The following is a 23,058-nucleotide window of genomic DNA, read 5'->3' as shown; positions in this document are numbered from 1 at the left end:
TAACAATGCTTTACAACACAAGTAAATAATAGTGCATCTTTTTTTTAAGAACAGGTGCATAATATAAAAATTTCTTCTCTCAAGAAAAGCTTAAAAGCTTCAGAAAAGAGTAATTTGAATAATTGGTTACAGGATCGTATATGACTGCGGTGTCAAATGTTTATGCACAGCGCTTTTTAACAACAATCTTCTTGATTTCATTTGGGATCTATCTGTTTCTTGCAACAGTGACCTATACCCCATTTGATCCAGGTTGGATGCATATTTCCAGTGATACGCAACAGGTTTCAAATGCCAGTGGTGTTGCAGGTGCCTGGATTGCTGATTTATTGTTTGGTTTCTTAGGTTGGGCAAGTCTACTTATCCCTGTCTTTATGTTTATTGAAGCCATACAGGTATGGTGGCCACGCAGCTTTGTGAGTCGTCCATTTCGTTATGCTGCTCAATTTTTCATTTTGCTGGCGACATCGAGTTTATTGTATTTGTTGTGGAATGTGCCTGCGGATACATTGGCAAATGCCTCAGGTGGGATTATTGGTTATGAGTTAGGTCAAAGTCTATCTCAACTGATGACCATCTATGGTGCAGTCGTTTTTATCCTGATTTTACTCATTGTATTATTTACTTTGGCTTTTGGAATCCAGTGGAATAAAACATGGGCAATGTTGAAAGCCACACCTGCATATCTGCAAGATTTATTTTATAAAAATGTACCTGAAAGTGAGTCAGCCTATGATTTGACCTCACCACAAAAGAGTAAAGCGCATTCGCATAAAGCAGAGCCGATTACCCCTCAGGCAGAGTTTACTGAGGCTGATCAAGACCAACAGCCGAAAGAACATTTAATTGTTAAAAATACTAAACATAATCAAACGGCCGAGCGTTTGTTTGACGACATGATTGAACAAGAGCATAAAGCTCACCCGGATATTCCGTTTGATCAAGATATTATCGATGATGAAGCCTTGGAACGCACGTTGGAAAAGGCGCATCGTTTAGAGCAGGACAGTCAACGTACGGTTTCCTCAGGTGAGGTTTGGAAAGCATTGAGTCAAGATCAGGATCACAATCGTGATATCGATGCACTGCTCAGAGCTTCAGAAGATCAAAATGAAAATAAATATTCAGATCATTTGCCCCATTCACATGCTGCTGAGGTGATAAGCAAGCCGCAGATGCAGCAAAAATCTTCACTAGACTGGGATGATGATCAAGTGTTTGATGAATTGTTATCGGTGGTTCCAAATGGGCAGACCGCAACAGATATTCATACACCATTTAATGTGGATACAGCACATACGCAAGTTGAATCAACAGATACCGTTCAGCCTGCGAGCAGTTTTTCCCATGTTGCCGGTGCAGTTGCACCAACTGTTGTGGCGACATCAAGTTTAGCCCACGAACTGGATGAGCTTGCTTCACTTGCCGATGATCAACTTGCTGAAACGCATGAAATAACGCACCCTGAACCGGCATCCATTCAACACACAACAACAGCTGAGGCAAGGACCACCAATAGTTATGCCCAATCTTCGCCGTTTACCCGTGCCAATATTCAAACCCATTTAGCCGCATCAACCTTGGTGAGTGAAGAAGAAAAATCTTTGATTTCATCCAATAAAGATGCCTTTAGAGAGGCATGGCAAGAAACAGCGGGTAAACCTCTAGATGAACTGGATAGTGAATTTGCGGAATTAGAAGACGATTTCGATTTGGATGCACCATTGACAGATGCGTTCGGTCGACCTATGTCACGTGCAATGCAAGTTGCACAAAAGCGTCGTGATCTGCCTACTTTGCCTGGCTTTGAGTTGCTGGATAAAGTTGATCCAAATAAAAAGGTCAACTTTACAGCTGAGCAACTTTCTCGCTTATCTGAATTGCTAGAAATTAAACTACAAGAATTCAATGTCAAAGCAAAAGTGATTGAAGCGCAGCCTGGACCTGTAGTTACACGTTTTGAGCTGGATCTTGCGCCGGGAGTCAAAGCATCTAAAGTAACCAATATTTCACGAGATTTAGCACGTTCAATGTCTATGGCTTCAGTGCGTGTTGTTGAAGTTATCCCGGGCAAACCTTATATCGGAATTGAAGTGCCAAATAGCAGCCGTGAAATGGTACGTTTGATTGAATTACTCGAGACACCTGCATTCAAAGATCCAAATGGATTACTTTCAATGGCCATGGGTAAAGATATTTCAGGTAATCCGGTGATTACTGATTTAGGTAAAGCCCCACACATGCTGGTTGCAGGGACAACCGGTTCAGGTAAGTCGGTCGCAGTGAACTCGATGATATTATCGATGCTGCTAAAATATACGCCTGACCAATTACGTTTGATTTTAATTGACCCTAAGCAATTGGAATTGGCAAATTATAATGATATTCCTCATTTATTGACGCCTGTTGTTACTGACATGAAAGATGCTGTAAGTGCATTGAACTGGTGTGTAAATGAGATGGAACGACGTTATAAACTGATGTCATTCTTGAAGATTCGCAAGCTGGCAGACTACAACCGTAAAGTTGAAGAAGCCATTGCCAATGGTGAAGATATCATTGATCCGACGTGGAAAGCCAGTGATTCTGCTACACAGGAACGCGCGCCACGTTTGCAACCCCTACCTTCTATTGTCATCGTAGCGGATGAGTTTGCAGACATGATCATGCAGGTGGGTAAAAAGGCGGAAGAGATGATCACTCGTCTGGCGCAAAAGTCACGTGCTGCAGGTATTCATTTACTACTAGCGACACAACGTCCATCTGTAGATGTGATCACCGGCTTAATTAAAGCCAACATTCCAACCCGAGTGGCATTACGCGTAAACAGTAAAATTGACTCACGTACGATTCTTGATGGTGGCGGTGCAGAAGACTTGCTTGGACATGGTGACATGCTCTTCCTTGGACCAGGTAAAATTGACCCTGAACGTGTACATGGGGCATTTATTTCCGATGATGAAGTCAATCGGATCTGTGACGCATGGCGTGAACGTGGTGAACCAAACTATATTGATGAAATTCTTACCCCATTCGACGAGGAACCTGCCTCACGTGGTTTTGAAGATGGCGATGGTGATCCAAACCGTGATGCGCTCTATGACCAATGTGTTTCCTTTGTATTGGAAACACGCAAGGTGTCAGTATCATCGTTACAACGTAAGTTTAGCCTAGGTTATAACCGTGCTGCACGTATTGTCGATCAAATGCAAGAGCAGGGGATTGTCAGCGAACAGGGACCTAACGGTAAACGAGATATTCTGGTCTGATGCGATCAAGTTGCAATTGGTTTCGACCGATTGCAACTTATTTTATAAAAAATCCCAATCAGAGTTCATATAAAAAAGCTGAAATACATCTGTGGTAAAACATGAATTTTCACACTAATATAAAATAGCCATCTTTAAATGGAATTTAGCAAATGTTGATTGCATTAAGCACTTTAATCTTTATTCATTTTTGTGCACTCATCACACCTGGCCCAGATTTTTTCCTTGTTTCTCAAACAGCAATCAGCCGTTCAAGGAAACAATCCATTTTTGTCGTGCTTGGAATTACAGCAGGCGTGATGTTCTGGGCATTCTTCGCACTCATGGGACTCAATATTATTTTTGAAAAAATGGCTTGGCTACGACATGTCATTTTGGTGGTGGGCGGGATTTACTTGTGTTGGCTCGGCTATCAAATGTTGAAGTCTGCATTGAGTAAAAAAGTGCTGACTCCGCAACACCATTTTGAACTTCCACAAAGTAACTTTCGCTTTTTCCTCAAAGGCTTTTTGACCAATTTATCCAATCCTAAAGCAGTGATTTATTTTGGTAGTGTTTTTTCTATTTTTTTAGCAAATCCAAATTTAGATGGATTGCATTCATTATTATTTGTGATTGTTTCCATTGAAACTTTAATTTGGTTCAGTTTTGTGGCTTTTGTCTTTTCATTGCCAAGCTTTAAAGCTGCTTATCAAAATGCCTCAAAATGGATTGATGGTGTGTCTGGTGGAATATTTACATTGTTTGGGATTTATTTGATAGGCAACCATTGATCTTTACGCCAATTGATAAAAAACCTGCTTTAGCAGGTTTTTTATCATGTGACGATTTAAATAGAGGAGCAATAGCGCTTGAGATTCATTCGTTATTCTGCCGTTTTGGTAAGTTGATAAAGCTCAGCATGTGGACCTTCAATTTTCTCACCTGTGTCAAAACTACGTGCTTCCAGAATATTTTCGCCCACAAAATATTTACGTCCATCGGCATTTTTATCTAAACTGATCAGTGATCCTGATTTATCAAAGTTAAAACTGCCTTGACTCTTAAATTGTTTGCCTTCACCTTTAACTCCTTCATATTCTTCGATCAGTTCATAAGTATGGTTTGATTTGAGAATCAGTTTGGTTTTGATTCCTGAGCAGTCAGCACATGGTAATAAACCTGTATATTCGCCTGCCCAATCCAAACTATTTTGTGCATTGTGCTCGGAATCAATTGTTGGCGTTGCTGCTTCATGGGATGCAGCCGCTTGAGTCTGTGCAGTGGCTTGAATATCTTCAGATGCTTGATGAGTCGGTTTAGAACAAGCACTTAAAGTTAGCCCTAACAGTGAAATAACCAAGAGTGTTTTTTTCATCGTATCACCTAAATAGATCAGTTTTTATATCATGCTGTATTTATGTCGTATTAACCCATAATGCAATGCAGGGTTGAAATGTCAACAGATGCTAAGAATATAAGCTATCTCACTGATAAAAAATGTGAATTATGTAAGGAAATGCAGTCTAATGTAGTCTGCTTACTCAAGTGGGGCTACGATGTTCATTCTGTAGGATGCTATCAATTTAAAGTTATGACGCATTTGGCTGAATACGTTGCGTGTATTTATGATATGCAAAGTCATCAAGAAAAAGGTAATAACCGACTCAAAATAGAGCATGTGGTTGAACGGTCTGAGCAAACATATTTGGATGATATAATATTTAATCAGACCACCAAAATTTGCACTTTTCTTGATGGGACTCAACTTAAACACAGCATAGAACAGGACAATCATCTTTTTGAAGTGAAAGCATGTTTAGAAAGCTGGATCGAATATCAAGTCATTCACCAATCAAATAAAAATATTCATCCGCAAAACATTCATTTTGATAATCACTGTCGTGAATTGCATTGGATTCAGTATTTTAAATCAGCTAAAAATTGATATATGCAAATTCTTTGCAAAATTGATTTAATTTGGATGATTTACTGACAAGTTTAGTTTTTAATTATTTTTATACATTTATATATTAATCGTTTGTTTTATCAGCAATTTGCATTTTTATCTAGGATGATGATTGCTACAATCCTGCGCAAATTTTATCTGTTGGGGCGTAGGGTGTTCGAAAAATTAGCTGAGCGAAGTTTGGGATGGATGGGCTGGCAAATTGATAACCATTGGGATTTAAACATTGATCAATGTGTGATGATCGCTGCACCACATACCAGCAACTGGGATGCACTCTATGCACGATTAGCACTCAAAGCATTGGGAGTTCATGTTCGTATAACCATCAAAGACAGCTACATGAAATTACCTTTGGGACCTTTTGTTCGCGCAATGGGCGGAATTGGCATTGATCGTAGCCCCAAGAAAACTGGCGAAGCTCGACCAAGCATGGTTCAGTTGATGAGTGATTTATTTAAATCGCATTCTAAATTGGTGATGCTGGTCACGCCAGAAGGAACACGTTCCAAACAAGAACAGTGGAAAACAGGTTTCTACCATGTGGCAATGAATGCGGGTGTACCAATTGCATTGGCATATATGGATTATGCCAAGAAGAAAACCGGTATCGGTAAAATTGTATATCCGACAGGAGATTATCAGCAGGATATGGCTGAAATCATGGCGTTTTATGCGCAGATTAATCCCAAACATCCTGATTTATTTAGTGTCGATACCAGATTTATGCCAGAAGCCGAGTTTTAATCCACAACTTGCGTGATCTGATAAATACAATTGATTGAGCTTTTTACATGGGAATAATGACTTTGCTTATTCCTATTTTTTTGTTTGTCTTAAATTATTGGTGTTTTTCCGTTTGTACGCCACCGAGTGATTCACATGCGGTCTTATAAATATCATATTGCTGCTGAACCACTTCATCTAAAGGAATTTTAAATAATTCCTCTCCTGACTTATAACGTTCTATATATTCTGTGGCTTTTTCTTTAGTCACCGCAAGTGAATGTTCATGATAAAGATTAATTGCACTATGATTGAGTTCAGCGCTTTCTATATTGTTACATTGGAATTGATTGAGAATTTTTTCCGCGGTTTTTATTTCACGAGATGTACCCAGTGTACATCCGGCGAAGAGAACAATAACACTGAATAATAAGAAGGCTTTCATTGCAGCTATGTAGCAAGAGTAGATGCGAAATTTTAAGATGAATCCCCGATTAAGAATAGATTGAAATTGAACAATCATCGGAATTAGATGAATAATTGATGAATAAAACGACAGTCAGATTGGTACGATAGTTTAAATTTTTTATTATTTCAAATGTTAAAACCAATCCGAAGATTGGTTTTTTATTTCGATATTTTATTATAAGAGGAGGCAGTTTTAATCTACGCTCTCTTATAAAGAGAATAGATTAAAGACTGGGTTTAATGTGCTTCACCCCAATTCTTGCCTTGACCCACCTCAACCACTAAAGGTACAGATAAAGTCACAACTTTTTGCATCACATCTTTAATTTGTTCAGCCATTTGATCAGCAACAGCTTCATCGACCTCAAATACCAATTCATCGTGAACCTGTAAAAGAAGTTTTGCCTGATCTTTGGGTAGGATTTTATCCACTTCAATCATTGCCATTTTAATGATTTCTGCTGCAGAGCCTTGCAATGGTGCATTAATTGCTGCACGTTCAGCGCCTTTGCGCACCATCATATTCCGTGCATCAATATCTGGTGTATATAAACGACGGCCTGTAATGGTCTCAACAAAACCTTGCTCTAAAGCGACTTGGCGAGTACGTTGCATATACTCATAAATACCTGGATAACGGTGGAAATATTGTTTGATATAGTTTTGTGATTCTTCACGGGTAAAGCCCAGTTGACGAATCAGACCAAACTCAGACATACCATACAATAAGCCGAAATTCACAGCTTTGGCTTGACGACGTTGATCTGAAGTGACTGCTTCTAGTTCGACACCTAAAACTTCTGACGCCGTACGTCGGTGGACATCCTGCCCATTTTTAAATGCATCGACTAAAGCCTCGTCTTGCGAGAAGTGCGCCATTAAACGTAATTCGATTTGAGAATAGTCAGCCGCCAATAGCACGCGACCTTTTGGCGCAATAAAGGCTTTACGAATTTGTCGTCCAATTTCCTCACGCACTGGAATATTCTGTAAGTTCGGGTCTGTTGAGGATAAACGGCCCGTTGCAGTTAGCGCTTGATGATAGCTGGTATGTACTCGGTGGGTATCATTATTGGCTTGTTTGACTAAAGCTTCAGTATAAGTACTACGCAGTTTGGTTAAACCACGATATTCAATAATCAGCTGTGTAATTGGATGATCAATTTTTTCCAAGACAGCTTCAGAAGTACTGTATTGTCCTGTTGCTGTTTTTTTGCCGCCTTTTAAACCCAATTTTTCAAATAAGACTTCACCCACTTGCTTTGGCGAACCAACATTAAAAGGTTCACCCGCGATCTCAATAATTTGATTCTCAAGATTTTGAATTGTATCGGCGAAGTCAACACTGAGTTGATCCAAAAATTTTAAATCAAGCTCAATGCCATTCTCTTCCATACGGGTTAGAACACTAGCAACAGGCATTTCAATATTGTGTAAAATTCCGCTGAGTTCAGGGATTTCTTTGAGTTTTCGCGCTAACACTTCATAAAGGCGATAAGTAACATGCGCATCTTCTGCTGCATAATGTCCAGCAGTTTCGATATCAATTTGATTGAAGGTTTTTTGCTTCGCCCCTTTACCCGCAACCTGTTCAAAGGTGGTGGTTAAATGACTCAGATAAACACGGGCAACATCATCCATACCATGACGGGTGGCCACTGAGTTCAACACGTAAGATGCCAACATGGTGTCAAAAAACCAACCTTGTAGGTGGATGCCATGGTTTTCAAAAATATGTGCATCATATTTTAAGTGATGTCCAATCTTTTCAACATTTGGATCTTCTAAAATAGGTTTAATTTGTTGAATGATTGCTTCGCGATTGAGTTGCTCTGGCGCACCTTCATAGTCATGTGCTAAAGGAATGTAATAGGCATCATCAGCATCAAATGCGAGTGAGAAACCGACCATTTCAGCAACACGATAATCCAAGCTTGTCGTTTCCGTATCAATCGCAAAGCGTTTTGCCGTACTTAAACGTTGGAAAACTTTGTCCCAAACATCTTGACTCAATACGGTATGATAGGTTGCTTCACCTAAACGGTCATCGACACTTGAACTTGTGGCTTGATCGGTGATTTCACTTTCAACAGCTTGTTCTGTTTTGATGGCACTTTGTGCAGTTTGTTTATAGGTTGAACTATTGGGATTGTTGGGATGGTCTAAAGACTGTAATTGGTTACGAAACTCAAGCTCTGTATATAAGTTGCGTAATGCTTCTACATCCGGATCGCAGAGTTTTAAGTCGTCATAGGTGATGTTTAAATCAAGGTCAATGATGATGCTGGCAAGTTGATGATCAAGTGTAATTCCATCAACATTGTCCTTTAGACTTTGCCCAACTTTTCCTTTAATGTTATCCACATTTTTTAAAATGCCATCAATTGAACCATATTCATTTAAAAGCTTGGCGGCAGTTTTCGCACCCACTCCAGGAACCCCACGAATACCATCAGATGCGTCTCCCATTAAGGTTAAATAATCAATAATCTGGTCAGGGCGTACCCCAAATTTTTCAATGACACCCTCAACATCCATGGGTTTGTCTTTGAAACTGTCTTCCAACGTCACTTTATCTGTGACCAACTGCGCCATGTCTTTATCGCCAGTTGAAATCAAAACCTGATAGCCTTCTTTTTCAGCGCGTTTGGCTAAGGTACCGATAATGTCATCAGCTTCAGCACCTGGAAGTGTATGCAATGGAATCCCTAAGGCACGAATCAACGCATGCAGATAAGGAATTTGTTGGGACAATTCTTCTGGCATACTTGGGCGATCACCTTTATAAATCGGTGAAAGCTGATGACGAAAAGTCGGTTCAGGTGTGTCGAAAATCACAGCCATATGGGTTGGTTGCACACGACGCATGAGCTTTTGGATTGCCGAGATTGCTCCACGAATCGCATTGGTCTGTAATCCCGTTGATGTTGTTAGAGGTGGGAGTGCATGAAAGGCACGAAATAAAAAGTATGACCCATCGACCAATACAAATGGTGGCATTGATATTTTCCTAATTCAAATTACCGCTTTATTGTACGTGATTTTTGTCTGTTGCGTAGTGGCAACCATCGTGCTTGTGTTACTGAATATCTGATGAATTAACAGAATCATGCTGGAATGCTGTTGTATGATCAGCATATTGAGGATAAAGAAAGTAAAAATATGCTGAAAGGGCAGAGTGAAATTCGCATTATCTGGTTAATGATGTTGATCATTGTTGCAGTAAGTGCATGGTTTTTGGATGTACGGATATTGACCTACAGCTGTGGTTTAGCCTTTGTCATGAGTGTGATGCATTATGTCGATGCTATTCAAAATCCGATGCAAGATATTGCACGGCAGATGTCTTTTCCTTTGCAAAATACATCCAAAGTCCCTCTGTATATTTCTTCTGTTGTTTCTGTGGTTGGGCTGACCCTGCATTTAGGTTGGATGGTGGGACTTGGTTTAACTGCGTGGATTTTCTTTTTTCTCAGATGGTTAAGACGCTTAGAGCGTTATCTAACTCAAGTTCAAGCTCAGATACAGACTTTGAAACTTTCTCAAGAGACATTCACGCTGCCTTTAGTAAAATCTCCAGTTCAGCAGATAGAGATTCCATCTGATTCACCCACGAGTCTGATTGCTCAAATTCAAGATTGGATTTTTAAGGGCAATCCGGTATTGAAAGTTGCCATATTGGTATTGGTCATCGGCATAATCCTGTTACTACGTTTTGCAACAGAGCATTGGCAATTAAGCCTGATGCTTAAACTCGCATTGGTTGCTTTATCGAGTATCGCAATGACTATATTGGGGCTGATGCTGCAAGGTAAAAATCGTAGTTTTGCATTGGCGCTTGAGGGGTTGGGGCTTGCTGGATTATCACTCACCTTATTCTTTGCCTATTACACCCATGTAATTCCTGATATTTATATGGCAAGTCTTTACTTTGTGGTGATTATGCTGACTACCCTCAGTCTAAGCTTAAAGCAGCAAAGTGTTGAATTGGCACTTATGGCAATGTCAATTGCCTACATTGCACCATTTACCTTACCTGTACGAGATGCAACTGTTGTCGAGCTTCTCAGCTATTATTTGCTGATTAATATTGCAATTGCGGTAATGAGTACTTTAAGACCTTGGAAATATCTGAATCAAATTGGTTTTTTAGTCACGGCTATCGTTGTAAGTGTCTATGCAGTTGGTCATGGTGAGATACAAGACAAACAGTCACTTGTGATTCTAATCTTTGCTCATACCGCTGTTTTTATCTGGTTGGGTTTCCGCTTTAGTCAACTGATTGCCAAACAAGATGTGGAACAATTTAAACTTAAACCGAGTTTAGACCTTGCCTTGATTTTTGGTGCACCGATTGTCAGTTATCTTTTTTTATATTTACTCTATTTTCATCAAAGCATGGTATTGGCTGGTTTTAGTTTAGGTTTTGCAGTGCTTTTTGCGGGAATGTATCAATTCTCAAAACGTAATCAATCCATTTATTTGATTTCACAGAGTTATTTTAGTCTTGTCCTGATCTTCATGGCTTTGATTCCCCCTATTCTTTTGCATGGGCAGTGGAGTGTCGTGGGATGGGGGCTCGAAGGGTTATGTATATGGGGATATGCATTATATCGAGACTCAGCAATTAGTCGTTATCTGGCAATGGGACTGATGGTCGTTGCAGGAATAACAAGCCTATATTATTTATTTGAACTGCCAAACTTCCCGAGCAAAATGTATTGGTGTTTATGTATCAGTTATATTTTTGCAGTGCTATTGGGAAATAGTCGTGAGACGTTCCGACAGCAACTGAATCCGCTGACTACACTGTTTTTGAGCTTATTGATGATTGCAGCAACCGCAATGTTGCTTATTCTACTGCTTGACTATTTTAATGGTGCTTACCGCTATATTTATACGATGCTGGTACTCAGTATTTCTTATCTACTGATGAATGAGTTGATGCTGAAGTGCAAAGCACGATCAACATGGTTGATTCCCAAGTGGATTGGTACTTTTCCCATTTATGTTTTTGCACTGATTTTCTTATTGGATATTAGTCAAAAGGGGGTATTGGTGTGGCAAAGTGATATGGATCGATGGGGAATGACGGTAGCAGGATTGATATTGACCATCCTATGGTTAAGACCTTTTCATGGTCTAGGCTTTATGAAAGCGTGGGGAAGTTTTGGCGTTTTAATCAGTTTAAGTTTAGCTAGCTTAACGTTAATTCCGCATACACCTTATATCAGTGTCGTAATATTTCCTTTATTGTTTTGTGGATGGTGCTTTATTCAGAAAAGTCCTCATTGGAAAATTTTTTGGCAAACAAGAACCAGTTTGGCGCTGATGCTGATTTGGATTATCTGTTCGCAATTGTTGTCTCAACAAGCTTTCCAAGGTTATTTATTGCCAATCTTGAATCCATTTGATCTGGTCAGTATTGCAATGTTAATGGGCTTTTTGTGGATGCTGAATTTACAGCAAAAGCAAGCTCTACTACAGGGTACGGACCAAGGCATTCTGGCGGTATTGTCGGTTTTAAGCCTGCTTTGGTTAAGTAGTTATATCGTTCTGCGTGCCTTACATGTGTATTTTGCTACACCCTATAATCATTTGGATTTATGGCAGGATGCAACAGCCCAGTTAAGCCTAACTTTACTGTGGGTAAGTCTAGCATTGATTAGTATGAGTTTTGCCAGTCGTAAACATTTACGTCCTTTATGGATTTTAGGTGGCAGTATTCTGGTCATTGTGACCTTGAAGCTGGTTTTACTAGATTTATCTCATATTGGGACATTGACCCGTGTCATATCGTTCTTGGGAGCTGGTTTCGTGATGTTGCTGATTGCCTATATTGCTCCGATTCCCGAACCCAAACGTTGAGTGTCTTAATCAAGTCTGAACAGTGGGGAGATGGAAAAAAGCAAAGACCATTCTATTTGTATGAAGGGAATCATAGAGATGGGTATCATTCTGGCTTAAGTCAACAGAGACCGGATTTGGAACTCTTATCGGATTGCAGTTGAAATAAAAAGGCATCGACCATGATGGTGATGCCTTTTTATTTCAATAAGTTCTGATTTAGATTAGAAAAACTTAAAGAATTTCAATCGCGACCGCAGTTGCCTCACCACCACCAATACACAGTGCTGCAATGCCTTTTTTGCCGCCTGTACGTTTTAATGCATGGATCAGCGTCAAGATAATACGTGAGCCTGTAGAGCCTACCGGATGCCCTAATGCACAAGCACCACCATGGATGTTGACTTTTTCAGCATCTAATTTGAACTCATCGATTGGGCACATGGTGACCATTGCAAAAGCTTCATTGATTTCCCATAAATCGACATTTTGAACATCCCATCCTGTCTTATTTAAAACTTTTTGGATCGCACCGACAGGGGCAATGGTAAATTCAGATGGATGCTGAGAGTTTGAAGCATAAGCCACAATTTTGGCTAAAGGTTGCAGACCTTTCGCTGTTGCAACCTCTGTAGATGTCAACACTAAAGCAGATGCACCGTCCGAAATGGAACTGGCATTTGCTGCTGTGATGGTTCCATCTTTAGCAAATGCGGGACGTAAGGTAGGAATTTTTTCAATATTGGCATTAAAGGGTTGTTCATCCTGATCAATGACCACATCACCTTTACGGCCTGAAACAGTCACAGGTACAATTTCGTCTTTAAACCAGCCTTCAGTTATGGCTTTTTGAGCACGTTGTAAAGAACGAATGGCGAAGTCATCCATTTGTTGACGACTATACCCTTTGCTGTTTGCCATATCTTGGGCAAAAGATCCCATTAAGCGACCAGTTTCAGCATCTTCAAGTCCATCAAAGAACATATGATCTTTGACTTCACCATGTCCCATACGATATCCACCACGGGCTTTCGGCAGTAGATAGGGTGCGTTGGTCATCGACTCCATGCCACCCGCAACAATAATCTCGGCAGAACCTGCCTTAATCGCATCAGCGGCTTGCATAACAGCTTTCATGCCTGAACCACAAAGTTTATTGATGGTGACGGCAGCTGTTGAATCAGGTAAGCCAGCTTGACGCATCGCTTGACGGGCAGGACCTTGTTTCAAACCGGCAGGGAGTACACAACCCATAATGACTTCTTCTACATCATTGGGTTGTAAACCAGCGCGCGCAATAGCTTCTTTAATGGTTACAGCACCTAATTCAGGAGCAGTGGCATTGGCCAGACTACCTTGAAACCCACCCATTGCAGTACGTGCACCATTGACGATTACGATGTCAGTCATTGTTCTGATCTCCACATGATTCTTGTTTAATATATCCAAAACTTAAGCAGTATATAAAAAACAGCACAAGAATAAATGTCGAATGTGCAATTTATGTAGACGCTAGAGAACAGTTTTTAGCATTTTTCAGTGGGTTCCTTATTTAAGGTCGCCATTCGTCCGATTTTATAGCGGGTATTATTGTCAATATTATGGTGTCCGCAATAGTAAAAACTGCCCGGTGAACCACGGGGTAGCCCTGTATCGCCTTGAAGTGTTATCACATCGCGGCTGCTGGCGCTCCCAATCCAAGTTAAACTTCCATAGTTAATTTTTTTTTCAGTTTTAAGGAGTATGAGCTCGCCGTCATCAATCTGCTTATTTTTATTGCGGTCTGTAAAAATAATCATGCCTTTATGCCATTTGTTTTTTTCACATTGGACAAAACTTTCCGACGAACATATAACAACTGTTGTTCGGTGTGCCAATGCTTGACTTCTTGCATAAGAAATATGCTGTTGGATCATGGGATGAATCGATCGAAATTCTTGCTTTTGCATCCAATCATGATAGAAAGGCAGACTGATTAAGCAAATTATTGCAACAATAACAATTATGCTAATAAGCTCAAACAAAGAAAAACCTTGTGCTTTACAATAAAAATACATGTTTTAATCTTCTGTTAAGTATTGTTTTTTATTTGAAAAATAATGACTTTTCTATTAAATTTTATTGAAACGCTTTTGTAGTAAAATATTTATTACTATCACTTTCTTTTACTGCTAAAATACAGGTAGTAAAAAGATAAGCGATCCACGAAAAAAAATTGAGTAGAAAGTTACCGAATTACAACGGAAATTGTAAGTAATTTTGTCAATAATTTACTTGATTAAAGTTATCAAGCACTTGGAAAAAGCCTCAAGTGTTTGTATGATTCAACGTGAGTAGCTTAAAAATAATACTGGGGTATTAAAATTTATCTCAGGGTAGCCAATAAATTTTAGGCTAGGCTTGAACAACAATTGTTATCTCTGGAGGATATCCATGAAATTGAGTCGTATCGCACTTGCTATGCTTGTTGCTGCTCCACTCGCTGCTGCTAATGCTGGTGTAACTGTTACACCATTAATGCTTGGTTACACTTTCCAAGACACTCAACACAACAACAATGGTGATAAAGGTGAGCTAACTGCTGGTCCTGAGTTACAAGACGATTTATTCGTTGGTGCTGCGCTTGGTGTTGAACTTACTCCATGGTTAGGTTTCGAAGCTGAATATAACCAAGTTAAAGGTGATCTTGACGGTACTGGCGTTGCTGGTTCTGAGTACAAGCAAACTCAAATCAACGGTAACTTCTATGCTACTTCTGATTTGATCACTAAAAACTATGACAGCAAAATCAAACCATACGTATTGTTAGGTGCTGGTCATTACAAGTACAAACTTGATGACATGTCTTACCACAACAACGAAGAAGGTACTTTAGGTAACGCTGGTGTTGGTGCTTTCTGGCGCTTAAACGATGCTTTATCTCTTCGTACTGAAGCTCGTGGTACTTATAACTTTGACGAAAAATTCTGGAACTATACTGCTCTTGCAGGTCTTAACGTAGTTCTTGGTGGTCACTTGAAACCTGCTGCTCCTGTAGTAGAAGTTGCTCCAGTGGTTCCAGTTGCTCCAACTCCAGTAGAACCAGCTCCACAAGTTCTTACTGAAGACTTGAACATGGAACTTCGTGTGTTCTTTGATACAAACAAATCAAACATCAAAGATCAGTATAAACCAGAAGTTGCTAAAGTAGCTGATGCGTTGAATACATTCCCGAATGCGACTGCTCGTATTGAAGGTCACACAGATAACACTGGTCCACGTAAGTTAAACGAACGTTTATCTTTAGCTCGTGCTAACTCTGTTAAATCAGCGCTTGTAAGCGAGTACAACATCGATGCATCTCGTTTGTCTACTCAAGGTTTCGCTTGGGATCAACCGATTGCTGACAACAAAACTAAAGAAGGTCGTGCTATGAACCGTCGTGTATTCGCGACAATCACTGGTAGCCGTACTGTAACTAAATAATTGATTATTTAGTTAAAAAAAGGCGACTCAATTGAGTCGCTTTTTTTATTGGAAATACATATAATTGGTCATTATTTAAATAAAACTGAAGCAAAAATTAATAATTATAGGATAATCATGAAATACGTGATTCTAGGATTGATGCTGCTGAGTTTAACTGCTTGTACATCTACGCCCATAAACAGCAATAGTGTCTCCATTCAAAAACAATATCCAAACGAAGTGAAGTCTTTGAAACATGGACTTTCGATATATTTTCAACCGAAATCAACTGAAGTCGATCCACAATATCGCTCGACTTTATCTGTTGCAGCGCAGTTATTGCAGACCAATAAAAATTTTGTTCTCAACATTGAAGGGCATACAGACAGCTCGGGATCATTGGCTGCAAATAATAAAGTCTCTTTGACACGAGCAAATATCGTCAAAGATTATTTGGTGAATGAATATAAAGTTAATCCAGAGCAATTGATTACTGCGGGTTTGGGTCCAACAAAACCAATCGCAGATAATAAGACTACGGAAGGTAAAGCAAAAAATAGACGAGTTACTGTTATTTTAAAAATTAAGTAAATTGACTATCGAGCTCAAATTTTTCCCATACAGGTTATAATGGTTCACTCAGATTTTTAACTGTTTGGATCATGGATGAGCGTACAACTTCCTGATGAATTACTGGATTTAGAGGCCAATGGCGGTATTTTTGCGGTTTGGATGCTGTTGCAGAATTATTCTATTCATGTTGATATTGAAACACTTGTTCAGTGCTGCAAATATGATCCTGAAGATGGAACATTTACCATCGGTTTGGCTGTTGGACTCAAAAAATTAGGTTTTGATGTTGTGTTTCATACAGCCGAAGACCCCGATATTCATATAAAAGAAATTGAGCATTATACAGCGGCAAGTCGTTTGGGGATGACTATTGAGCCGCCCTTAACGTATCAAGACATTCAGACAAGCTTCGAAAGTGGCTATTCCATACTGGTCTACTATGACACCTTAGAGGGAGTGGGCAATCACTCCTTGGTCTATTCAATCGATGATCGGGAAATATGTTTTTATGACAGCTTTGATCCGATGGAGAAACATATTTTTGAGCAACAATGTCAGGCGGAAGGGATTTGCCAACAGGCAATCGTCATTCGTAAATATTGTCCTGTGATTCGATACAGTTAACTTCTCTAGTCAATCCTTTGAAAAAACAGACATAAGAATATTATTTCCATGCCTCCAGATTTTTAATCAAATCCGTGGTACGCAAAAATAAAGGGGTTGGTGATAAAAATGCTTGTATTGCCACCCCTTGGAGTCAAAGTTTAACTTTCTTTGTATGGGGGATGTCTTACTTTTCAGGGATGAAAAGATGAAAGAATGCATCTATTGAGAGAGGGATAGATCCTGTAGCCCCATTCAACATGGTGACAACCATGTTGCCTCACGCTGGCAAAAACATCGATGAATCAAAAATACACAAAAACTTGATGTTGCAGAGTTTTAAAAGTTCAAACAAAAAGCTTAAATTCTATTAAGGATGAATCATCTGTATCGGTATTCAAGTGGTTTGGCTATAAATCGATGATCTATTCTCTCTGCAAATCGAGATTCACAGAGAGGAAGCGATAAAAATACAATTAATATCTAGCCTTTGATACACAATACTTGTTTGAGGGTATGCACGACTTCAATCAAATCGCTTTGATTGGCCATAACTTGATGAATATCCTTATAAGCACCAGGGATTTCATCTACTACACCTTTATCTTTACGGCACTCAACACCAGCGGTTTGTGCAATTAAATCTTGTTGGCTAAACAAGTGTTTGGCTCTGGTTCGACTCATTTTTCGTCCTGCGCCGTGTGAACATGAGCAGAACGAATCGGGATTGCCTTTGCCTTTAACAATAAAGGATTGTGCACCCATTGAACCCGGGATAATCCCATATTCATCAAGTCCTGCACGGATTGCACCTTTACGGGTAACAAAGACTTCTTCACCAAAGTGAAGTTCTTTTTGCACATAATTGTGATGGCAATTAATCGCTTCTTTGGTCATCTGAAAGCTGGGGAGTAATGCGCGAATGGCTTCCAGAATTAAACGCATCATTTCACGTCGATTTTCAAAAGCATATTCTTGTGCCCATTCAACGGCTTCAACATAATCATCAAAGTTACTTGAACCTTCTGCGAAGTAGCTCAAGTCTTTATCAGGCACATGACCAAAACGGCTTTGCGCTTCTTTTTTAGCACGTTCAATAAAATACGTACCAATTACATTGCCCAAACCACGACTGCCTGAATGTAACATGACCCAAACATCATCATTTTCGTCAAGACAGAGCTCAATAAAGTGATTTCCACCACCTAAAGTTCCCAGTTGTTTTTGCCATGTGACATCAAAACTACGCAACATACGTTTCAATGCCGGATGTTTGTCAGTAATTAACTTAAGTTTTTTGTCTAAAGGAGAAAGTGTTGATGCTTTGGCTTTAATCTGCTTGTGTATTTCAAAGCCAACTGGAACTTTTCTTTCAATTGCATTACGCAGACTACTCAAGTTGTCAGGAAGTTGAGCGGCTTTTAGACTTAATCTTAAAGCATTCATTCCACAGCCAATATCCACACCTACTGCCGCAGGGATGATGGCATTTTTGGTCGGAATCACACTGCCTACCGTAGCGCCTTTACCTAAATGTACATCCGGCATGACGGCAATATGTGAGTGAATAAATTGCAGCTGTGACATTTTCCTCAGTTGTGTCAAGCTTTCTTCATCCACATCCGTGGTATAAATTTTTACAGGAACGCCATATTCAGCTTTGGCGTTTAAAATCATTTGTATGCCCATTTTTTCATTCTCTAAGCAAATTATTTTTATTGTCCGAAAGTTTTAAATTGAGATTACCCATCCATGATTTGGATTCTATAGGCAATAAAAAACCTAGCGAATGCTAGGTTTGAAACTGACATTCGGACACTTCGATTAAATCAGTGTCCGTGAGTAGACGACTGCTTAATCTTAATTCAATGTTTTCTCAAGTTGTTGCATGTCATACTCCTGTTTATTTTTGATTCGCAAATCAAAGACCAAAATTCTGTTTGGATATCATCCAATGGGGGCTATTCTATAAATAAAAAAAACTTTGTCAATCCATCCCGCCAATTTTTTATATTAAACAGGATTATTCAAGTTAAAAAATAATAAAGCAGCTTGAAAGCTGCTTTATCTGGATAGCATAATTTATTCTTTTTCCACTGAAATTGGGCTCACATCCATTTTGTCATAAGGTACAAATTTAGTGTTGTGTTTCCACTTATAACCTAGCCAAATCACGAGAAACAGGGGAATGCTGATATAAGTAGACAGCACGCTCATCCATTTGCCTGCAAGAATAGCTTCAGAATTTTGTCCAAGAATAATAATCGCACAGAGAATAAACGCAAACCAAGGACCAAATGGGAAGAACTTTGCTCGATATGCTAAATCCTCCAGTTTATGACCTTGTGCCAAATAGCCTTTACGGAAGCGATAATGAGAAACTGCAATACCCAACCATACAATAAAACCACACATCCCTGACATATTTAACAACCAGGTAAATACCACACTTTCACCAATAAATGTGGTCAAGAAACACAGTGCGGCGATTGCTGTGGTGGCATACAGTGCATTCATTGGCACGCCACGGAGATCGAGTTTAGCAAAAATCCGCGGTGCTTTTCCTTCACGTGCCATGTCAAATAGCATACGTGTTGATGAATACATGCCAGAATTACCTGCTGACATAATGGCAGTCAAAATCACCGCATTCATTAAACCTGCTGCAAAAGCTAAACCTGCTTTTTCATACAGTAAGGTAAAGGGAGAAAGGGTAATATTACCATCACCTTCAGCAGCAAGCGCAAGGTTTGGATCTGTATATGCCACCAAGGTACCGATGATAAAAATACACAGGATATAGAATAACAGAATACGCCAAAAGATCTGTTTGATTGCGATCGGAATGGTTTTCTTTGGATCTTTTGATTCGCCCGCAGCAACGCCTACCATTTCAGTGCCCTGAAATGAGAATCCTGCAATCATGGCAACACCCACCAAGGCTTGGAATCCGCCCACAAAAGGCGCATCACCAATGGTCCAGTTTTTTGTAATCGAATCTGTTGGATCTAACATGATTTTACCAATCATGAATAAACCAATCACAATAAAAAACAGGATGGCAATGACTTTGACTAAAGAGAATAAGAATTCACTTTCACCAAAGCCTTTGACTGTTAATGCATTGATAAAGAAAATAATGGCGAGAAAGATTGCACTCCACCAGAAACCGGGGATATCTGGAAACCAAAACTTCATAATGAACTGAACGGCAACCAATTCAAAAGCAACAGTAATTGCCCAGTTATACCAATAGTTCCAACCGAGGGCGAATCCAAAACCTTCTTCTACATATTTATTACCATAAGTAAAAAATGCACCTGAAGTTGGATTGTGGGTTGCCAGCTCACCTAAACTGGTCATTAAGAAATAAATCATAAGACCAATCAGTACATAGGCAAGTAGTGCACCACCTGGACCCGCTGTGGCAATGGTTTGACCAGAAGCAAGAAATAATCCTGTACCGATAGAACCGCCAATCGCGATCATGTTTAAATGTCGTGCTCCAAGCTTACGCTGGAGTTGAGGATGATCTGTTTCGCTCATCGTTATTCCTTACTGCTTTTTTGAGTATTGGCAAACAGCACTTTAAAGCCCTGTTGATCGGCTTTCGTGATGCATTGACCAAAGCTCTGCTCAATGAGTAATGGGTAATTTAGGAAGCGGTTCGCCACAATCCATAATTCACCGCCTGATTTTAAATGTCGTCTTGCAGTTCTGCATAGTGTTTCACTGGCATTGTAGTCGGTTTGGATACCTTGGTGAAACGGTGGATTGCTGACGATGGCATGTAAAAACAATGGCGCATCTTCAATTCCAGTGACTGCTTTTATTTCAAGTTGCTCTAAAGGTAAATCATTCTTTTCAAACGTCATTTGTGTGGAAGCCAAAGCAAAGGCATCAACATCCAAAGCAAAAATACGATTTTTAGGGTTGAGCTTAGACAGAAATGCGCTGATAACACCCGCACCGCATCCAAAGTCCGCAATTTTTCCTGAAGTGACCTGTTTCAAATAAGGCAATAGTACAGCAGTTCCGATATCTAAGCGATTTTGACTGAATACACCCGGTAAGGCACAAATGCGGAGATCACCCGAAGGTGTACTGACATTGTATTCTTGTGCCCATTGTGCAAGCGGTTTTGGGGTCACGGTTTTATCGGTAGTTAACTGCCACATTTGGCAATGACGTGCACTGTCTAATTTAATGGCTTGTCCATAAGGCAATAATTGTTTTGCAGCACGCTCAATACCGCCTTTCTTTTCTCCAACCAGAAAGATTGAAGCACCAATTGCTAAACGAGCAACCAGCTGATGCAACACATAATTGAGTAATTCTTTGGATTTTGGGACAAAAACGATGGCTTGATCAAATTCAGCCTCTGCCAAGTCTGTTCCAAAGTGCACATTGGCCTGTTGGTTTTGGAAGTATTGGAACTCATTATAATTCCAAGTCCAAACACTTGCCTCGATGTCATGAGCTAAATTTGAAAGTAGATCATCCGTTGGTGCATTGACCAATAAAACACGTCCAGAGAGATAGTCATGCTGTCGAATGACAACTTCACTTCTTGGCTCCATATTCACCATCCATCATTAAAATTGAACAATAATGCCCAGTCTAGGCTGGGCATTATAAAGAATTGATCCATTATTTTTTAGTTTCAGGCAAAACTAAATTTAAAATTAAAGCAGCAAGTCCGCCTGTCGCTACACCAGAACTAAAGATATTGCGTGGTAATTCTGGTAAATGTTCCAGAATTTGAGGAACTTGGGCAACACCTAAACCAAGTGCTAAAGAAATTGCAATAATTAACAGGGCACGACGATCAAGTTGAATTCCCGATAAAATATTGATTCCCGATGCTGCTACCGCGCCAAACATGACCATTACAGCGCCACCCAGAACGGCTTGAGGGACGGCTTGAATGATTCCGGCAACTGCAGGAAAAAGTCCGAGAATGACGAGCATGATGGCAATCCAAATACCGACAAAACGGCTCGCCACACCTGTCAACTGAATCACACCATTATTTTGGGCAAAAACAGAACTCGGAAAGGTATTAAACAGCCCTGCAAGAAATGAGTTTGCACCATTGACCAATACACCACCTTTGATACGTTCCATCCAAACAGGACCATCAACAGGTTGGTTGGAGATTTTTGATGTTGCAGTGACATCACCAATCGCTTCTAAAGAGGTCACGAGGTAGATGAATGCCATTGGAATAAACAAGCTCCAAGAGAAACTGATTCCAAAATGCATTGGTGTTGGGATTTGAATTAATGGGGCATCTTTCAAGCCTGAAAAGTTTAAATGGCCCATAAAGCCTGCGAGAATATATCCAATCACCAAGGCGATCAGGATGGCAGAACTCTTGACCCAAACTACTTTAAATCGGTTGAGCAAAATAATAATCGCCAATACTGTACATGACATGATCAGATTGTCTTTACTTGCAAAAGTGTGGCTGTCCATTGCTTGATAGCCACCGCCCATGCTGATGAGACCTTCTTTAATTAAGGTCAGTCCAATCAACAATACTACGATTCCTGTCACCAATGGGGTAATAAGTTTCTTCACCCAAGGTAAAATACGTGATACGCCCATTTCAATAAATGAACCGGCAATCACCACACCAAAAATAGACGCCATGACTGCTTCAACAGGCGTACCCGCTGCGACCATTGCTGAGCCAATCCCAATCATCGGTCCAATAAAGTTAAAACTTGTACCCTGAACGATCAATAAACCGGCACCAAAAGGTCCAATTTTTTTACACTGCAAAAAGGTGGCTACCCCTGAAATCACCAAAGACATCGATAAAATCATATTGGTATCTTGTGGTGAAACCCCCAAGGCCAAACAAATGAGTAATCCCGGTGTCACAATAGGAACGATAATTGCCAATAGGTGTTGTAAAGCCGCAAAAAAAGCGATCAGTGGTTTTGGTCGATCGTTTAAACCATAAATCAGATCAATTTGACCCTGTTTTTGATCGGGAGAGGTATGAGAATCAGACATGGTGACAGTATGTGGAAGCTGCGAGATGGCGCTATTCTAATCGCTTTACACACTATTACAAAATAAAAAGCCCGCAGTTGTGAAAAAAACTTGTAACTGTCAATAAACTGTCACTACTAAAAGTTATCTTTTTTCTGTATAATTTGCCCTCAA

General features: G+C 39.9%; 17 protein-coding genes. 8 read left to right on the top strand and 9 right to left on the bottom strand.

Features of this window, described 5'->3' with window-relative positions:
* Positions 1 to 140: 140 nt before the first annotated feature.
* Positions 141 to 3,269 (top strand): DNA translocase FtsK, encoded by a 3,129-nt coding sequence (locus IMO47_RS00410; RefSeq protein ID WP_196074997.1) that lies wholly within the window; start codon positions 141 to 143, stop codon positions 3,267 to 3,269.
* A gap of 152 nt (positions 3,270 to 3,421) precedes the next feature.
* Complete coding sequence (gene rhtC, locus IMO47_RS00405) at positions 3,422 to 4,042, top strand: threonine export protein RhtC (RefSeq protein WP_196074996.1); 621 nt, start codon at positions 3,422 to 3,424, stop codon at positions 4,040 to 4,042.
* 92 nt (positions 4,043 to 4,134) lie between these two features.
* Here rhtC and IMO47_RS00400 read toward each other — a convergent pair whose 3' ends face one another.
* Complete coding sequence (locus IMO47_RS00400) at positions 4,135 to 4,626, bottom strand: copper resistance protein NlpE (RefSeq protein WP_196074995.1); 492 nt, start codon at positions 4,624 to 4,626, stop codon at positions 4,135 to 4,137.
* A 141-nt stretch (positions 4,627 to 4,767) separates the two neighbouring features.
* On the opposite strand from IMO47_RS00400, the gene IMO47_RS00395 reads away from it, so the two are divergent.
* Both IMO47_RS00395 and IMO47_RS00390 read left to right on the top strand, forming a co-directional pair.
* Complete coding sequence (locus IMO47_RS00395) at positions 4,768 to 5,196, top strand: hypothetical protein (RefSeq protein ID WP_227552309.1); 429 nt, start codon at positions 4,768 to 4,770, stop codon at positions 5,194 to 5,196.
* A gap of 174 nt (positions 5,197 to 5,370) precedes the next feature.
* Positions 5,371 to 5,964 carry a 1-acyl-sn-glycerol-3-phosphate acyltransferase gene (locus IMO47_RS00390; RefSeq protein WP_242052575.1) on the top strand — a complete coding sequence of 198 codons (594 nt, stop codon included), beginning with the start codon at positions 5,371 to 5,373 and terminating at the stop codon, positions 5,962 to 5,964.
* Positions 5,965 to 6,058: 94 nt separating this feature from the next.
* Here IMO47_RS00390 and IMO47_RS00385 read toward each other — a convergent pair whose 3' ends face one another.
* Together IMO47_RS00385 and polA are read right to left on the bottom strand one after the other, a co-directional pair.
* Positions 6,059 to 6,388 (bottom strand): hypothetical protein, encoded by a 330-nt coding sequence (locus tag IMO47_RS00385; protein ID WP_196074993.1) that lies wholly within the window; start codon positions 6,386 to 6,388, stop codon positions 6,059 to 6,061.
* Positions 6,389 to 6,648: 260 nt separating this feature from the next.
* Positions 6,649 to 9,411, bottom strand: coding sequence for a DNA polymerase I (gene polA, locus IMO47_RS00380; RefSeq protein WP_196074992.1), 2,763 nt, complete (start codon positions 9,409 to 9,411; stop codon positions 6,649 to 6,651).
* 162 nt (positions 9,412 to 9,573) lie between these two features.
* Here polA and IMO47_RS00375 point away from each other — a divergent pair, with 162 nt between their 5' ends.
* Positions 9,574 to 12,279, top strand: coding sequence for a DUF2339 domain-containing protein (locus IMO47_RS00375; RefSeq protein ID WP_196075004.1), 2,706 nt, complete (start codon positions 9,574 to 9,576; stop codon positions 12,277 to 12,279).
* A 213-nt stretch (positions 12,280 to 12,492) separates the two neighbouring features.
* On the opposite strand, the gene IMO47_RS00370 is transcribed toward IMO47_RS00375, so the two are convergent.
* Together IMO47_RS00370 and IMO47_RS00365 are read right to left on the bottom strand one after the other, a co-directional pair.
* The gene (locus IMO47_RS00370) at positions 12,493 to 13,668 is read right to left on the bottom strand and encodes a thiolase family protein (protein WP_196074991.1); all 1,176 of its coding nucleotides are present in this window, start codon (positions 13,666 to 13,668) and stop codon (positions 12,493 to 12,495) included.
* Positions 13,669 to 13,784: 116 nt separating this feature from the next.
* Positions 13,785 to 14,315 carry a GspH/FimT family pseudopilin gene (locus IMO47_RS00365; RefSeq protein WP_196074990.1) on the bottom strand — a complete coding sequence of 177 codons (531 nt, stop codon included), beginning with the start codon at positions 14,313 to 14,315 and terminating at the stop codon, positions 13,785 to 13,787.
* Between the two features lie 376 nt (positions 14,316 to 14,691).
* Here IMO47_RS00365 and omp38 point away from each other — a divergent pair, with 376 nt between their 5' ends.
* From omp38 to IMO47_RS00350, 3 genes are all read left to right on the top strand, one after another.
* Positions 14,692 to 15,723 (top strand): outer membrane protein Omp38, encoded by a 1,032-nt coding sequence (gene omp38 / locus IMO47_RS00360; RefSeq protein WP_196074989.1) that lies wholly within the window; start codon positions 14,692 to 14,694, stop codon positions 15,721 to 15,723.
* A 117-nt stretch (positions 15,724 to 15,840) separates the two neighbouring features.
* Positions 15,841 to 16,296 carry an OmpA family protein gene (locus IMO47_RS00355; RefSeq protein WP_196074988.1) on the top strand — a complete coding sequence of 152 codons (456 nt, stop codon included), beginning with the start codon at positions 15,841 to 15,843 and terminating at the stop codon, positions 16,294 to 16,296.
* A gap of 75 nt (positions 16,297 to 16,371) precedes the next feature.
* Positions 16,372 to 16,902, top strand: coding sequence for a peptidase C39 (locus IMO47_RS00350; protein WP_196074987.1), 531 nt, complete (start codon positions 16,372 to 16,374; stop codon positions 16,900 to 16,902).
* A 462-nt stretch (positions 16,903 to 17,364) separates the two neighbouring features.
* On the opposite strand, the gene IMO47_RS00345 is transcribed toward IMO47_RS00350, so the two are convergent.
* The 4 genes from IMO47_RS00345 to IMO47_RS00330 all read right to left on the bottom strand — a co-directional run bounded on the left by IMO47_RS00345 (position 17,365) and on the right by IMO47_RS00330 (position 22,905).
* On the bottom strand, positions 17,365 to 18,570 hold the full coding sequence (locus tag IMO47_RS00345; protein WP_196074986.1) for an RtcB family protein: 1,206 nt from the start codon (positions 18,568 to 18,570) through the stop codon (positions 17,365 to 17,367).
* Between the two features lie 393 nt (positions 18,571 to 18,963).
* Positions 18,964 to 20,427 carry an amino acid permease gene (locus tag IMO47_RS00340; RefSeq protein ID WP_196074985.1) on the bottom strand — a complete coding sequence of 488 codons (1,464 nt, stop codon included), beginning with the start codon at positions 20,425 to 20,427 and terminating at the stop codon, positions 18,964 to 18,966.
* Positions 20,428 to 20,429: 2 nt separating this feature from the next.
* Positions 20,430 to 21,461, bottom strand: coding sequence for a class I SAM-dependent methyltransferase (locus IMO47_RS00335; protein ID WP_196074984.1), 1,032 nt, complete (start codon positions 21,459 to 21,461; stop codon positions 20,430 to 20,432).
* A gap of 70 nt (positions 21,462 to 21,531) precedes the next feature.
* Positions 21,532 to 22,905 (bottom strand): uracil-xanthine permease family protein, encoded by a 1,374-nt coding sequence (locus tag IMO47_RS00330; protein ID WP_196074983.1) that lies wholly within the window; start codon positions 22,903 to 22,905, stop codon positions 21,532 to 21,534.
* Between the last annotated feature and the right edge of the window lie 153 nt (positions 22,906 to 23,058).

This window comes from Acinetobacter sp. Res13-Abat-PEC15-P4-01 (genome assembly GCF_015676285.1).
In the GTDB taxonomy this organism is placed as follows: domain Bacteria; phylum Pseudomonadota; class Gammaproteobacteria; order Pseudomonadales; family Moraxellaceae; genus Acinetobacter; species Acinetobacter nematophilus.
The sequence above is the reverse complement of the archived record's forward strand: the minus strand, read 5'-3'. Positions and strand labels throughout refer to the sequence as shown.